Source organism: Streptomyces sp. NPDC059142 (genome assembly GCF_042755665.1).
In the GTDB taxonomy this organism is placed as follows: Bacteria; Actinomycetota; Actinomycetes; order Streptomycetales; family Streptomycetaceae; genus Streptomyces.
Genome location: NZ_JBHZDA010000048.1, coordinates 15,291 through 28,530, shown reverse-complemented (window position 1 = coordinate 28,530; position 13,240 = coordinate 15,291). Strand labels below are relative to the sequence as shown.

The 13,240-nt window shown below is 73.5% G+C and carries 14 protein-coding genes; 10 read left to right on the top strand and 4 right to left on the bottom strand.

The window, feature by feature from the left end:
• Nucleotides 1–2 precede the first annotated feature (2 nt).
• The gene (aroA, locus tag ACFXPK_RS18845) at nucleotides 3–1,355 is read right to left on the bottom strand and encodes a 3-phosphoshikimate 1-carboxyvinyltransferase (RefSeq protein ID WP_385076776.1); all 1,353 of its coding nucleotides are present in this window, start codon (nucleotides 1,353–1,355) and stop codon (nucleotides 3–5) included.
• 126 nt (nucleotides 1,356–1,481) lie between these two features.
• Nucleotides 1,482–2,195 (bottom strand): M50 family metallopeptidase, encoded by a 714-nt coding sequence (locus ACFXPK_RS18840; RefSeq protein WP_384996635.1) that lies wholly within the window; start codon nucleotides 2,193–2,195, stop codon nucleotides 1,482–1,484.
• Between the two features lie 148 nt (nucleotides 2,196–2,343).
• Between ACFXPK_RS18840 and ACFXPK_RS18835 the strand changes: the two genes are divergently transcribed.
• The 8 genes from ACFXPK_RS18835 to def all read left to right on the top strand — a co-directional run bounded on the left by ACFXPK_RS18835 (nucleotide 2,344) and on the right by def (nucleotide 10,299).
• The gene (locus ACFXPK_RS18835) at nucleotides 2,344–3,159 is read left to right on the top strand and encodes an SOS response-associated peptidase (protein WP_384996580.1); all 816 of its coding nucleotides are present in this window, start codon (nucleotides 2,344–2,346) and stop codon (nucleotides 3,157–3,159) included.
• A gap of 22 nt (nucleotides 3,160–3,181) precedes the next feature.
• Nucleotides 3,182–3,847: an alpha/beta family hydrolase gene (locus ACFXPK_RS18830; RefSeq protein ID WP_385076773.1), complete on the top strand. Its 666-nt coding sequence runs from the start codon at nucleotides 3,182–3,184 to the stop codon at nucleotides 3,845–3,847.
• A 347-nt stretch (nucleotides 3,848–4,194) separates the two neighbouring features.
• Nucleotides 4,195–4,854, top strand: coding sequence for a sigma-70 family RNA polymerase sigma factor (locus ACFXPK_RS18825; RefSeq protein ID WP_365812177.1), 660 nt, complete (start codon nucleotides 4,195–4,197; stop codon nucleotides 4,852–4,854).
• The gene (gene rsrA / locus ACFXPK_RS18820; protein ID WP_384996575.1) at nucleotides 4,851–5,231 is read left to right on the top strand and encodes a mycothiol system anti-sigma-R factor; all 381 of its coding nucleotides are present in this window, start codon (nucleotides 4,851–4,853) and stop codon (nucleotides 5,229–5,231) included. The genes ACFXPK_RS18825 and rsrA overlap by 4 nt, the downstream gene beginning before the upstream one ends.
• A gap of 218 nt (nucleotides 5,232–5,449) precedes the next feature.
• On the top strand, nucleotides 5,450–7,099 hold the full coding sequence (locus tag ACFXPK_RS18815) for an HD-GYP domain-containing protein (RefSeq protein ID WP_385076770.1): 1,650 nt from the start codon (nucleotides 5,450–5,452) through the stop codon (nucleotides 7,097–7,099).
• Nucleotides 7,096–8,388, top strand: a complete 1,293-nt coding sequence (locus tag ACFXPK_RS18810) for an HD-GYP domain-containing protein (protein ID WP_385006150.1) — start codon at nucleotides 7,096–7,098, stop codon at nucleotides 8,386–8,388. Before ACFXPK_RS18815 ends, ACFXPK_RS18810 begins: the two co-directional genes overlap by 4 nt.
• Before the next feature lie 95 nt (nucleotides 8,389–8,483).
• The gene (locus ACFXPK_RS18805) at nucleotides 8,484–9,488 is read left to right on the top strand and encodes a tetratricopeptide repeat protein (protein ID WP_385006152.1); all 1,005 of its coding nucleotides are present in this window, start codon (nucleotides 8,484–8,486) and stop codon (nucleotides 9,486–9,488) included.
• A 154-nt stretch (nucleotides 9,489–9,642) separates the two neighbouring features.
• The gene (gene def / locus ACFXPK_RS18800) at nucleotides 9,643–10,299 is read left to right on the top strand and encodes a peptide deformylase (RefSeq protein ID WP_385076766.1); all 657 of its coding nucleotides are present in this window, start codon (nucleotides 9,643–9,645) and stop codon (nucleotides 10,297–10,299) included.
• A gap of 47 nt (nucleotides 10,300–10,346) precedes the next feature.
• Here def and ACFXPK_RS18795 read toward each other — a convergent pair whose 3' ends face one another.
• Nucleotides 10,347–11,357, bottom strand: a complete 1,011-nt coding sequence (locus tag ACFXPK_RS18795; RefSeq protein WP_385006156.1) for a helix-turn-helix domain-containing protein — start codon at nucleotides 11,355–11,357, stop codon at nucleotides 10,347–10,349.
• A gap of 168 nt (nucleotides 11,358–11,525) precedes the next feature.
• Nucleotides 11,526–12,008 (bottom strand): DUF2809 domain-containing protein, encoded by a 483-nt coding sequence (locus ACFXPK_RS18790; protein WP_385076763.1) that lies wholly within the window; start codon nucleotides 12,006–12,008, stop codon nucleotides 11,526–11,528.
• A 164-nt stretch (nucleotides 12,009–12,172) separates the two neighbouring features.
• Between ACFXPK_RS18790 and prcB the strand changes: the two genes are divergently transcribed.
• Complete coding sequence (gene prcB / locus ACFXPK_RS18785; RefSeq protein ID WP_385076761.1) at nucleotides 12,173–13,027, top strand: proteasome subunit beta; 855 nt, start codon at nucleotides 12,173–12,175, stop codon at nucleotides 13,025–13,027.
• A 30-nt stretch (nucleotides 13,028–13,057) separates the two neighbouring features.
• The coding region (locus tag ACFXPK_RS18780; RefSeq protein WP_385076758.1) for a hypothetical protein at nucleotides 13,058–13,240 on the top strand (183 nt) is incomplete at its 3' end.

The window sequence follows — 13,240 nt, the reverse complement described above, 5'->3', positions numbered from 1 at the left end:
CCTCAGGCTCCCGCTCCCGCGAGCATCTCTGTCCACATCCGCGGGAAGTCGGGCAGGGTCTTGGCGGTCGTGGCGACGTTCTCGATCTCCACCCCGGGGACGACGAGGCCGATGATCGAGCCCGCCGTGGCCATGCGGTGGTCGTCGTACGTGTGGAACACGCCGCCGTGCAGCGGGCGCGGGCGGATGTGCAGACCGTCCGCGGTCTCGGTGACGTCGCCGCCCAGCTCGTTGATCTCCTTGGTGAGCGCGGCCAGCCGGTCCGTCTCGTGGAGCCGCAGATGGGCGACGCCGCGCAGGGTGGACGGCGAGTCGGCGAGCGCGGCGACCGCGGCGATGCCGGGCGTCAGCTCGCCGACCTCGCTCAGGTCCAGGTCGACGCCGTGGATCCGGCCCGAACCGGTGAGGGTGAGGCCGGTGGACCCGGCGGTCCCGGTGAACTCGAAGGAGCCGCCCATCGCGGTGAAGATCTCGCGCAGCGCGTCACCCGGCTGGGTGGTCCGCGCGGGCCAGTCGGGGACGGTCACCCGGCCGCCGGTGACCAGCGCCGCCGCCAGGAACGGCTGGGCGTTGGAGAGGTCGGGCTCGACGGTCAGGTCGCGGCCGAGGAGCGCGCTGGGGGAGACCCGCCAGACGTTCGGCTCGCCGCCCGTCTCGGGCTCGTCCACCTGCGCGCCGACCCCGCGCAGCATGTCGACGGTCATCCGGATGTGCGGCATGGACGGCAGGACGGAGCCCGTGTGCCGTACCTCCACGCCCTGGTTGAAGCGCGGCGCGGAGAGCAGCAGCGCCGAGACGAACTGGGAGGACGCGGAGGCGTCGATCTCGACCGTGCCGCCGTCCAGCGCGCCGCCGCCGTGCACGGTGAGCGGGAGCGAGCCGCGGTCGTCGTCGTCGATCCGGGCGCCGAGGACGCGCAGCGCGTCGATGACGCTGTGCAGCGGGCGCTCGTACGAGCGGGGGTCGCCGTCGAAGCGGACGGGCCCGTCGGCGAGGGTCGCCACGGGCGGCAGGAAGCGCATCACCGTACCGGCGTTGCCCACGTCGACCGAGGCGGGGCCGTGCAGCCCGGCGGGGATCACGCGCCACGCCTCGCCGCCCGCGGCGTCGGCGCCGGAGCTGGACGAGACGGTCTCCTCGATGCCGACGCCCATCGCGCGCAGCGCCTCCGCCATGAGCAGCGTGTCGCGGGAGCGCAGCGGGCGGCGCAGCCAGCCGGGTTCGGCGGCGAGCGCGGCGAGGACGAGACCGCGGTTGGTGACCGACTTCGATCCGGGCACGGTGACCGTCGCTTCGACGGCCCCGCTCGCGTAGGGGGCGGGCCAGGGGGCGGACTGCACGGAGCTCTCGGTCATGCCCCACACTTTAGTGGCTCTTGACGGAGCCCGATCCTGATCAAATACGCGGCAACCCGGGCGTAATCCCCGCACCGTGACCAAGTGTGGAGGCGCGGCGGGAGCGCGTGCCGGGCGGCCGGGCGCTCAGAGGTCCAGCAGCCAGCGTCCGCCGCCGATCAGGGAGCAGAGCGAGACGGCGTGGAAGAAGAGCAGCCACAGGGTGGGCGGGGTGTGGGTGAGCCGGCCGAGCTGGTCCGCGTCCGAGTCCCCGGCGCCGCCGTACCGCCGCTTGGACTGGAGCTCGAAGGCCGGGCGCACCCCGCCGAGCAGCAGGAACCAGACGGCGGTGTACGCGAAAGCGGCCTGGACGTCGGGGCTGGTCAGCCAGGAGATGAGGAGGAAGGCGGCGCCGGTGACGATCACGGTGAGCGCCCCGTACGCGTTACGGATCATCACCAGCATCGCGAGCAGCAGCGCGGTCGTCAGCCACAGCAGCAGGGTGATGTGGTCGGCGGAGAGCAGCCAGGCGCCGCCGAGTCCCAGCAGGGGCGGGGCCGTGTAACCGGCGGCGGCGGTGAGGATCATGCCGGGTCCGGTGGGCTTCCCCCGGCTGACGGTGAGCCCCGAGGTGTCGGAGTGCAGCCGTATTCCGTCGAGTCTGCGCCCGGTGACCAGGGCTATCAGCCCGTGGCCGCCCTCGTGCGCGATCGTGATGGCGTTACGGGAGAGACGCCACAGGGCGCGCGGGAGGACGGCGGCGAGCGCGACGGCCGCCGTGATGAACACCAGCCACTCGTCCGGTGGGGACTGGGTGCCGAAGACGCGATCCCAGAGATCGCCGAGAGGGGTCGGGTCGATGCTGGCCATTTCTCGGGCGGCTCCTCAGCTGGATGTGCGTCGTGGCAGTCTGGCACTCATACGCGGTACGGGTGAAAGACGCTCACCCGTCGCGCACCGTTCCGGCGGACGAGAACGCACAGGCAGTTCATAAGGCGGTTGATGGGGTATGTGCGGCAGGTACGCGGCGAGCCGGCGGCCCGAGGAGCTCCAGGGGGTCTTCGGGATCGAGAAGTGGGAGCCGGAGGAGACGCTCGCCCCGGACTGGAACGTGGCGCCCACCAAAGAGGTGTACGCGGTCCTCGAACGCCCGGTGAAGGACGCGCCCACGCCGCGCCCCGTGCGCCAGCTCCGGCGGCTGCGATGGGGGCTCGTACCGTCCTGGTCGAAGACGCCCGAGGGTGCCGCCCGGATGATCAACGCGCGGGCCGAGACGGTCCACGAGAAGCCGTCCTTCCGTCGCCCCTTCGCCTCACGGCGGTGCATCCTGCCCGCCGACGGCTACTACGAGTGGGTCACCGGCTCCGACGAGCGGCAGTTGGAGGAACAGGGCAGGAAGAAGCGGACGCGCAAGCAGCCGTACTTCGTGACCCCCGCCGACGGCTCGGTGATGGCGCTGGCCGGGGTGTACGAGTTCTGGCGCGACCCGACGCTGCCGCCCGACCATCCGCTGGCCTGGTGGGCGACCTGCTCGGTGATCACCACCGAGGCGGAGACCACCCCGCTCGGGGTGGCCCCGGCGGAGGGGCCCGCGACGCTGGCCGACATCCACCCCCGGATGCCGCTGATGCTGACCCCGGACCGCTGGGACGCCTGGCTGGACCCGGCCCGTACGGACCCGGACGACCTGCGGGGGCTGCTGACGCCGCCGCCCGCCGGGCTGATGCGCGCGTACCCGGTCGCGACGGCGGTCAGCAGCGTGCGCAACAACGGGCCCGAACTGTTGGCGGAGCTGGCCGCGCCGGAGGAGAGCACGCTGTTCTGAGGATCCCGCCGGGGGCGGCAGGATGGGCCGGGTGACCACAGAGACCCGGACCGTCGACACCCCCGCGGGGGACGCCAGGATCACCTGGCACCCCGCTCCGCGCCCGCGGCTCGTCCTCGCCCTCGGCCATGGCGCGGGCGGCGGGATCGAGGCGCGCGACCTGCGGGCCCTCGCCGCCGCGCTGCCCCCGCTCGGGGTGACCGTCGCCCTGGTGGAGCAGCCCTGGCGGGTGGCGGGGAAGAAGGTGGCGCCCGCGCCCGCGACCCTCGACACCGGCTGGCGGGCGCTGTGGCCCGCGCTGGCGGAGCGGGAGCCGGGGCTCGGCCTCGTGGCCGGCGGGCGCAGCGCCGGGGCGCGCGTGGCCTGCCGTACGGCGCGCGGGCTGGGGGCGCGCGCCGTCCTCGCGCTGAGTTTCCCGCTGCACCCGCCGGGCCGCCCCGAGAAGTCCCGGGCGGCGGAGCTGCTGGGCTCGGGGGTGCCCACCCTGGTCGTCCAGGGAGGGAACGACCCCTTCGGGAAGCCCGCGGAGTTCCCCGCGGGCGGGGAGTCCGGCCACGGCCTTCTGGAGGTGCCCTACGGCGACCACTCCTTCGCCGTACCCAAACGGGCGCCGACCGGCCAGGACGAGGCCCTGGAGACGATCACCGCAGGCGTGGCCGCCTGGCTGGAGGGTCCGGCCCTTCTCTGATCCGGTTCCGGTCCGGGGCGCGACCCCTGCCCGGTCCGGACGGCGGCCCCTGCCCGGTCCGGGACGGGTGGGCCCCGGATCGCTCCGGGCGGGAATGATGCGCAAGGGGGCGCTGTTGTGACGAACATCGGTACTCAGCGCATCGAAAGGGAGTCCGTCGTATGGGTTCGACCATCTGCCCGCGCCGCTCAGACGCCACTGACCTGGAGTGGACTGTGCTTTCCGCGGCCAGGAACGCCCCCGGTCGGGCCGGCGCGGGGACGGACCGACAGGCCCCGTCCCAGCAAGGTCGACTATTCTCCGATTCGAGTGGGTCCGCATTCGGATCCGCCACAGCGTTGGAGGAGGTGGGTCCGGTCACTGGGACCGACGGAGCGACCGACGACGGCCACATCGAAGAGACCACTGCCGAGCGCAACGCCCGCTTCGAGCGTGACGCCCTGGGCTACCTCGATCAGATGTACTCGGCCGCGCTGCGCATGACGCGCAATCCGGCCGACGCCGAGGACCTGGTGCAGGAGACCTATGCCAAGGCGTACGCGTCCTTCCACCAGTTCCGTGAGGGCACCAACCTCAAGGCGTGGATGTACCGCATCCTCACGAACACCTTCATCAACTCGTACCGCAAGAAGCAGCGGGAACCCCAGCGCAGCGCCGCCGAGGAGATCGAGGACTGGCAGCTCGCGCGCGCCGAGTCGCACATGTCGACCGGGCTGCGCTCCGCCGAGTCGCAGGCGCTGGACCACCTCCCCGACTCCGATGTGAAGTCGGCGCTCCAGGCGATCCCGGAGGAGTTCCGCATCGCCGTCTATCTCGCCGATGTAGAGGGCTTTGCCTACAAGGAGATCGCGGACATCATGGGGACACCCATCGGTACGGTGATGTCACGACTCCACCGTGGCCGCCGGCAGTTGCGCGGCATGCTGGAGGATTACGCCCGCGACCGCGGGCTCGTCCCGGCGGGTGCCGGGGAGTCGTCGGACGATCGGAAAGGTTCGGGCTCATGAGCTGCGGAGGGCCGCATGAGACGGATTGCGCCGAGGTTCTCGACCACCTCTACGAGTTCCTCGACCGGGAGATGCCCGACAGCGACTGCACCAAGTTCGAGGTCCACTTCGAGGAGTGCTCCCCGTGCCTGGAGAAGTACGGCCTCGAACAGGCCGTGAAGAAGCTGGTGAAACGGTGCTGCGGCCACGACGACGTACCGGCCGACCTGCGCGCCAAGGTACTGGGGCGGATCGATCTGATCCGCTCGGGCGAGACCGTGCCCGACCATGACGTGTCGGTGTCGGCGAGCGGGGACGACGTGTCGACGACGTCCGTGACCACCGCCGCGCGCGCGAAGCCGACCGGCAGCGACCTGCCGGGTGTCGCCAAGGAGTGAGCCGGGAGCCGTTCCGCCGTCCGTCACGGACGGCGCCACGGCGCGACAGCTGGTGCCACGACGGGGGCGCATCGCACGAGCTGCGATGCGCCCCCGTCACGGTTCATAGCACCTTTTTCACCCGAAGGTGCTAATCGTCGCCAACTACCCGATGATCGCCCCCCAACTCGCTAGCCTGACCCTCTGTTTGGGCGGAGCCGAGGGAGGGGCGGAGTCGCGTGAGGGCCATACCGGGTGCGGCGCGCGCGTACATTCTGGTGACCGCGCTCTGCGCCGCCGCCTGTGTCCAGCCCGCCCTGCGCGACCCCGGCGCCACGCCCTGGCTCGCCGCCGGGCTGCTCGCGGGCCTCTACGCGCTCTGCGAGCTGCCCGCGCGCTGCCGCGTCCTCGGGCGCTCGCTCAACGGCTCCGTACCCGTCGCCGCCGGGTCGTTCTTCCCCGTACTGCTCGCCGCCGCCCTGCTGCTGCCGCCCGCCGCCGCGGCGCTGGTCGCCGTGCCGGGCGCGCTGCTCGGCCGGATCGAGCAGCGTCCGCGCGGCGCCCGGCGGGTCTGGCGCGCCGCCCAGCTCGCCCTGGCCACCTGGGCCGCTTCCCGGGCGCAGGTGCTCTTCGGCGGGCCGGTGGCGCTCGGCGGCGGGGGGTACGGGCTCACGGTGCCCGACTTCCCGTACGTGCTGCTCCCCGCGGGCGCCGCCGCCCTCGCCTTCTGCCTGGTGCTCACCGCGCTGGACGGCTCGATCCTCGTCGTCGCCGAACGGATGGACCCGCGCGCCGCCTGGCGCGGACTGCTGGCCGGCTCCCTCGCCCCGCACGCCGCGCACGGGCTGGCCGGGCTGATGATGGCCGTCCTGTGGCGCAGTCCGTACGGGCCGCTCTCCGCGCTGCTGGTGCTGCTGCCGATGTACATCTCCTGCTGGGTCTTCGCCCAGTACCACCGCGAGCGCGCCGCCCACCAGGCCACCATCCGGGCGCTCGTCCAGGCGGTCGACATCAAGGACACGTACACCCGGGGCCACAGCGAGCGCGTGGGGCACGCCTCCGTGCTGATCGCCCAGGAGATGGGCATGGAGCGGGAGCGGATCGAAGTCCTCCGCTTCGCCGGGATCCTGCACGACGTCGGGAAGCTCGGCGTGCCGACCCGGGTGCTGCGCAAGGACGGCCCGCTGACCCCCGAGGAGCGCCGCGTCATCGAGCTGCATCCCGAGTACGGACACGAGATGGTGCGCGGCATCGCCTTCCTGGGCGAGGCGCGGGGCGCGATCCTCCACCACCACGAGCGGCTGGACGGCAGCGGCTACCCGTACGGGCTCGCCGGGGACCGGATCCCCGAGTTCGCGCGGGTGGTGGCGGTGGCCGACGCCTTCGACGCGATGACCTCGACCCGTTCGTACCGGCGCGGACGGCCGGTCGGGACGGCGGTCGCGGAGCTGGAGCGGTGCGCGGGGACACAGTTCGACCCGGTGATGGTGCGGGCGCTGGTGCGGGCCCTGGACCGGCACGGCTGGCGGACGGCGGTCACGGCGGACGAGGGGACGGGCCCGGGGACGGCTCAGGGGACGGACCGGGGGACGGACCCGTCCGCCCCGCCCTCCCCGGCCGCCCCGGGGGCGCGCGGAAACGTCCCTTCGGCCCGTCCGGCCCACCCCGGCGCACCCGCCCCGGGAAGCGCGTCCGCCCCCTCCGCCCCCTCCGCCCCCTCCGCCCCACCGGCCCCGTCGGGCTCGTCGGCCCCCAAGGCCCCGCCCGCCGCCACCGGCACGTCCACCACCGGCACGTCCGCCACCGGTACCTCCACGTCCGGGGCGCGCCGCCCCCGTACCGCCGGTGGCGGCGCGCCCCGTACCGGGCGCGGGGGCGGCCCCCGATGACCGCCACCACCACCGCCCGCGCCCCGGCCGGCCACGCCCGTACCGTCCCGCTCCCCGTTGTCGCCGTGTACGGCACGGCCGCACTGCTCACCGCCGCCGGACTCGGCTCCACCCTCTGGCGCGGCCTCGCCGACCCCCGGATCGCCCTCGCCTTCGGTGTTCTCATCACCGTCGGCGAACTCGCCCGCTGGGGCGCGCTCCCCGGCGAGCGCGAGCCCGCGCCGCTCGGCGCCGCCGGGGCGCTCGGCTACGCCCTGCTCGGCGAGAACGCCGGACAGCAGACCGGCCACGGCGTGCTCCAGACCGTCGCCGTCGTCCTCGCGGCCACCCTCACCGGAGCCGTGCCCCATGTCGCGCGCGGCCACGGGCCCACCCTCGACCACCTGGTCAGACGCATCCTCACCGTCGGCTTCGCCGCCATCTGCTTCCAGCCGCTCTACGCCTCCGGCGAACTGCGCGAACACCTCGGCGCCGGTCCCGGCCACGCGCTCCTGCTCCTCCTCCTGCTGGTCCTCACCGCGCTCTGCGACGCAGTCCTGGCCGCCGTGCTGCTGCGCGCCCGCACCCGCCACCCCTTCGGACCGCTCCTGCGCGACGAGCTGCGCGCCCTGCTGCACATCGGCTCCGCCGTCTGCGCCACCGGCGCCGTCATCGCCCTCGGCGTCGCCGTCGCGGGGCTCTGGGCGCTGCCCGTGTTCTGCGTACCGCTGCTGCTCACCCAGGTCTCCTTCCGCCGGTACGCCGCCGTACGCACCACCTACCGGCAGACCATCGCCTCCCTCGCCCGCGCCACCGAGATCGCCGGATACACCCGGCACGGGCACGCCCGCAGGGTCGCCGACCTCAGCCGCGCCGTCGGCCGTGAGCTGGGGCTCTCCGGGCCCGAGCTGACCGTCCTGGAGTACGCGGCCCTCATGCACGACATCGGTCAGCTCTCCCTCGTCGACCCGGTCCCCGAGGGCGCCACCGCCCTGCTCCCGGTCGCGGAACAGCGCCGTATCGCCCTGCTCGGCGGCGCTGTGGTCCGCCAGACCGGGGTGCCCGCCGCCGTCGCGATGGTGGTGGAGCGCCAGGCCGATCCGTACCGCGAACAGCCCCTGCCGGCCCGTATCGTCCGCGCCGTCAATGCGTACGACGACCTGGCCGGGGAAAGTGCCAGTGCGAGCGGCCCGCTCAGCGCGCTGGAGCGGCTGCGGCTCGGCACGGGGCACGACTACCAGCCCGAGGTGGTCGAATCCCTGGCGCGCGTCCTCTCCCGGGGCGGCCCGGCCCCTGGTGGGGCGGGGTAACCCATGGGTAATGAGCGGGCGTCCGACCGGGCATGGTTGGATGCGAAGAAGAGGGTGTCAGGGGGCACTGCCCGAACGACCGGCAGGCGGGAATCGTGAGGATCTTCGGGAAGGTACGGCATAGGCCCTCCGCCTCGTGGCGGCAGGCCACCGACCGCGCGTTCACGCTGATCGGCGACGGCCGGTACGAGGACGCGGGCGCGCTGCTCACGCGCGCCGCCGATCTGGAACCGTGGCTCTCCGAGTCCTGGTTCAATCTGGCGCTGCTGCACAAGTTCCGGCACGACTGGGAGCAGGCGCGCGCCGCCGGGCTGCGCGCGGTGGCCCTGCTCGACAAGGAGACCGGCGCCCCCGACTGGTGGAACGTGGGGATCGCGGCGACCGCGCTCCAGGACTGGCCGCTGGCCCGCCGCGCCTGGCAGGCGTACGGGCTGCGCGTCCCGGGCAATCCGCACAGCGTCGAGGCGAACGGTGAGCCCGACGGCATGGAGCTGGGGAGCGCGGCCGTGCGGCTCTCCCCGGAGGGCGAGGCCGAGGTGGTCTGGGGCCGCAGGCTCGACCCGGCGCGGATCGAGATCCTGTCGATCCCGCTGCCCTCCTCCGGCCGCCGCTGGGGCGAGGTCGTCCTGCACGACGGCGTGCCGAACGGCGAGCGCACCACCGCGGCGAGCCCGGACGGCGCCGTCCGCGCCTATCCCGTCTTCGACGAGATCGAGCTGTGGGCGCCCTCGCCCGTACCGACCTGGGTCGTCCTGCTCGAAGCGGCCACGGAGGGGGACAGGGACGCCCTGGAGCGGCTGGCCGCGGACGCCGGCTTCGCCGCCGAGGACTGGTCCTCGTCCGTACGGCTGCTCTGCCGCGCCTGCTCGGAGTCGACCATGCCGAGCGCCGAGGGCGACGGCGAACACCTGGACCCGCACGACCACAGCGAGCCGGGCCACCCGGGGCCGCTGGGGCACCGTACGGCCGGCGAGCAGTGGGCCCCCGAGCGCGAGTGCGGGATCGCCGCGCCGCCGGGGCTGGTGCGTGGACTGCTCGACGGATGGGTGGCCGACAGCCCGGACACCCGGGAGTGGCGCGACCTCGAAGAAGTGTGCTGACGGCCCGGCCGGGCGGAGGAGCCGGATCCGGGTTCCGGTGAGCGGTGCGCGTGCTGCCCTTAGTCTGTACGGGCACAAGACTGTACGGGCACCACCGGCGCACCGCCGGGGACCGTGCGAGCAGCATCGGTACCGAGGAAGGCGTACTGCGGACATGGCGCAGCAGGAGACGGACCAGGGATACGAGAGCGGCACCTCGGTGGCGGAGCCGGGGGACGGGTTCGTCGTGGACACGGAGGACGCGGCGGCCCGTGAGCTGGCGCACCGCGAGCGCGGCACGTCCCGCCCGATCACCGTCGTCGGGAACCCGGTGCTCCACAAGGAGTGCCAGGACGTCACGGAGTTCGGGGACGAGCTGGCGGCGCTGATCGACGACATGTTCGCCAGCCAGCACACGGCCGAGGGCGTGGGCCTGGCGGCCAACCAGATCGGTGTGGACCTGAAGGTCTTCGTCTACGACTGCCCGGACGACGACGGCCTGCGGCACGTGGGCGCCGTCTGCAACCCGGTGCTGGAGGAACTGCCCCCGGCGGAGCGTCATCTCGACGACTCCAACGAGGGCTGCCTCTCCGTGCCGACCGCGTACGCCGCGCTGGCGCGCCCCGACTACGCGGTGGTGCGCGGGCAGGACGCCCAGGGCAACCCGATCCGGGTCGCGGGCACCGGCTACTTCGCGCGCTGCCTCCAGCACGAGACGGACCACCTGTACGGCTACCTGTACATCGACCGGCTGTCCAAGCGCGACCGCAAGGACGCGCTGCGGCAGATGGAGGAGAACACCCCGCGCTACGAGACCGTCCCCAACGACTGAGCCGGCGGGTATCCCCGGAGGCGCGGGTTCCGCCCCTCCGGGAACCGTCAACCGCGGCGGGGCCCACCGGCCGGGGTGTCGGCCTTGAGGGCCGCGTCGAGGTGCGAAGGGCCCCGGAAGGTACGGCGGTACGCGTGCGGGGTCGTCCCGAGCGTCCGCAGGAAGTGGTGGCGCAGCGCCGCCGCGTTCCCGAACCCGGCCCGTCCCGCCACACCGTCCACGGTCTCGTCCGTTCCTTCCAGCAGCTCCTGCGCCAGCAGCACGCGTTGACGGAGCAGCCAGCGGTACGGGGTGGTCCCCGTCTCCTGCTGGAAGCGGCGCGCGAACGTACGCGGCGACATGTGCGCCCGTACGGCGAGCTGTTCGACCGTCATCTCCCGGTCGAGGTGGCGCTCCATCCAGCCGAGGACCTCGCCCACCGTGTCGCAGGGCGAGGTGGGCAGCGGGCGCGCGACGAACTGCGCCTGTCCGCCGTCCCGGTGGGGCGGGACGACCATCCGGCGGGCGATCGCGTTGGCGACCTCGGGGCCGTACTCCTTCCGTACGAGGTGGAGGCAGGCGTCGATCCCGGCGGCGGTGCCCGCCGAGGTGATGACCGGGTCCTCGTCCACGTACAGCACATCCGGTTCGACGACGGCCCGGGGGAAGGCGCGGGCCAGCTCCTCCGCGTGCCGCCAGTGCCCGGCGCACCGCCGGCCGTCCAGCAGCCCGGCGGCGCCCAGCACGAAGACCCCGGAGCAGACGCTGAACACCCGCGCACCGCGCTCCACCGCGCGGCGCAGGGCGTCCAGCAGCTCGGGCGGGTAGGTGCGGGTGCTGTACGTGTCCCCGGCGGGCACGGCGATCAGATCGGCCTCCTCCAGCCGGTCGAGACCGTGCAGACCGCCGATCGTGAACCCGGCGTGGGTCCGCAGGACGGGCCCCTCCGCCGAGACGACCGCGAAGTCATGGACGGGCAGGCCCTGATCGCTCCGGTCGAGCCCGAAGACCTCGCAGAGGACCCCCAGCTCGAAGGGGTGCACACCGTCGAGGAGGACGGCGGCCACATTGGTCAGCATGGATCCAGTCTGCCAGGGGTGTGGCAGTAATTCGAGGGTCGATGACAGTCCTGCCACTGACGCCGTCGGCGCCGGATGGCGACAGTGGGGGCATGGACATCTTCCTCACCGTTCTCGCCCTGATCGTTCTCTTCGCCCTGGTGCTGGGGCCGCCGGTGTTCTGGCACCTCAAGGACCGGGCGGTCGACCGCCGGATACGGCGCGCCGAGCACCCGGAGCCTCCGGAACCGGCGGTTCCGCGGCCCGTCCCGCCGACGGAAGGGGCCGCTCCCGCACGGACCGCCGCAGCGTCCGCGCACACCCGGCGTGCACGCCCCACGCGGCTGCCGCACCGACCGCGTACCACAGCAGGTCAGGCACGTTGAAGGTCGAGCCGAGCACCAGCCGCGCCACCGTACTGCGCGCGGCCAGCTCGGCGGGGACGCCGGTGAACTGGAACAGCTCGACCGCCACACTGAACGCCAGCGCGACCGCGGCGGCCGTACGGGGCCGTACGCGGGGCACGGCCAGCACCACCAGGACGTACACCAGCACGGTGTAGAGGGCGTCGCCCCCGTACTTGGCGAGATCGCCCGAGCCGGTGGATCTGAGCCCCAGCCCGGCGGCGACGGTCAGCACGGCGGCACCACACGCCACCAGGCGCGTTCTCATGAGGCGGGAACCGTCGTCATGGGGACGGACTCTACGCGGCGGGCCCGGCGGGAACGGAGTCCGACGCCGGCCGCGGCAACCCGCCCTTCTCACACGGGCGTTTCCCCGTCGCGTGCTCATGGTAGGAGTGCCTGGGGGCGGACACGAGCCGAGGGGGCGGACGTATGGCGAGCGGTGCGACCGGAGGTGTGCCGGGGGACGAGTTCTTCGTCCCGGGCGGCTCGTCCTTCACCGATTTCCTGACGGCCCACCGTCCGGAGCTGCTGAGCACGCGCCGCTTCCTGCCGGACGGCGCCCGGCCCGCGACGGACCGGTTCCCGCACGGCACCACGATCCTGGCCCTCACCTACCGCGACGGCGTCCTGATCGCCGGCGACCGCAGGGCCACCATGGGGAACCTGATCGCCCAGCGCGACCTGGAGAAGGTGCATCCCACCGACGACTACACCGCCGTGGCCTTCGCGGGCACCGTGGGGCTCGCGCTGGACATGGTGAAGCTCTACCAGGTCGAGCTGACGCACTTCGAGAAGATGGAGGGCATCCCCATGACCCTCAACGCGAAGGCGAACCGGCTGGCCGGGATGGTCCGGGAGAACCTCGGCCAGGCCATGCAGGGCCTGGCCGTGGTGCCGCTGCTCGTCGGGTACGACGAGGCGGCGCCCGAGGACGCGCGCGGACGTATCTTCAGCTTCGACGTGACGGGCGGCCCGTACGAGAAGAGGGACTTCCACGCGGAGGGCTCCGGATCCCCCTTCGCCCTGGGCGCGTTGAAGAAGATGTACCACCGCGACATGGAGCGCCGGACCGCCGCCCTGGTCGCGCTCCAGGCGCTGTACGACGCGGCGGACGACGACTCGGCCACCGGCGGCCCGGACATCGGCCGCCGCATCTACCCCATCGTCTCCGTGATCACGGAGGAAGGCTTCGAGCGGCTGCCCGAGACGGAGACGGCGGCCCTGAGCCGGGAGATGGTCACGGGGCGCCTCGACCGGCCGGACGGCCCCGCCGCCGGACTCTGAGCCGTGATCGTCCCGTTCGAGGACGCTTTCGTGGAACAGGCCGCGGACCTCCTGGCCGCAACGCACACCACCGGCGCCCTGGACCTCGCGGACGTGGGCGTGGCCCGGCGCCTGGTGGCGCGGTGGCACGGATCGGGCCCCGCGGTGGCGGCGGTACGGGACGGCGCGCTGACCGGGTTCATGGCCGCGGGCCCGCCGCGCACACCGGGGGAG

Excerpts from the sequence above, each read along its gene's own strand:
- aroA (WP_385076776.1), bottom strand. The coding sequence starts at position 1,355 with ATGACCGAGAGCTCCGTGCAGTCCGCCCCCTGGCCCGCCCCCTACGCG.
- ACFXPK_RS18835 (WP_384996580.1), top strand. The coding sequence starts at position 2,344 with ATGTGCGGCAGGTACGCGGCGAGCCGGCGGCCCGAGGAGCTCCAGGGG.
- ACFXPK_RS18830 (WP_385076773.1), top strand. The coding sequence starts at position 3,182 with ATGGGCCGGGTGACCACAGAGACCCGGACCGTCGACACCCCCGCGGGG.
- rsrA (WP_384996575.1), top strand. The coding sequence starts at position 4,851 with ATGAGCTGCGGAGGGCCGCATGAGACGGATTGCGCCGAGGTTCTCGAC.
- ACFXPK_RS18810 (WP_385006150.1), top strand. The coding sequence starts at position 7,096 with ATGACCGCCACCACCACCGCCCGCGCCCCGGCCGGCCACGCCCGTACC.
- def (WP_385076766.1), top strand. The coding sequence starts at position 9,643 with ATGGCGCAGCAGGAGACGGACCAGGGATACGAGAGCGGCACCTCGGTG.
- ACFXPK_RS18795 (WP_385006156.1), bottom strand. The coding sequence starts at position 11,357 with ATGCTGACCAATGTGGCCGCCGTCCTCCTCGACGGTGTGCACCCCTTC.
- ACFXPK_RS18790 (WP_385076763.1), bottom strand. The coding sequence starts at position 12,008 with ATGAGAACGCGCCTGGTGGCGTGTGGTGCCGCCGTGCTGACCGTCGCC.
- prcB (WP_385076761.1), top strand. The coding sequence starts at position 12,173 with ATGGCGAGCGGTGCGACCGGAGGTGTGCCGGGGGACGAGTTCTTCGTC.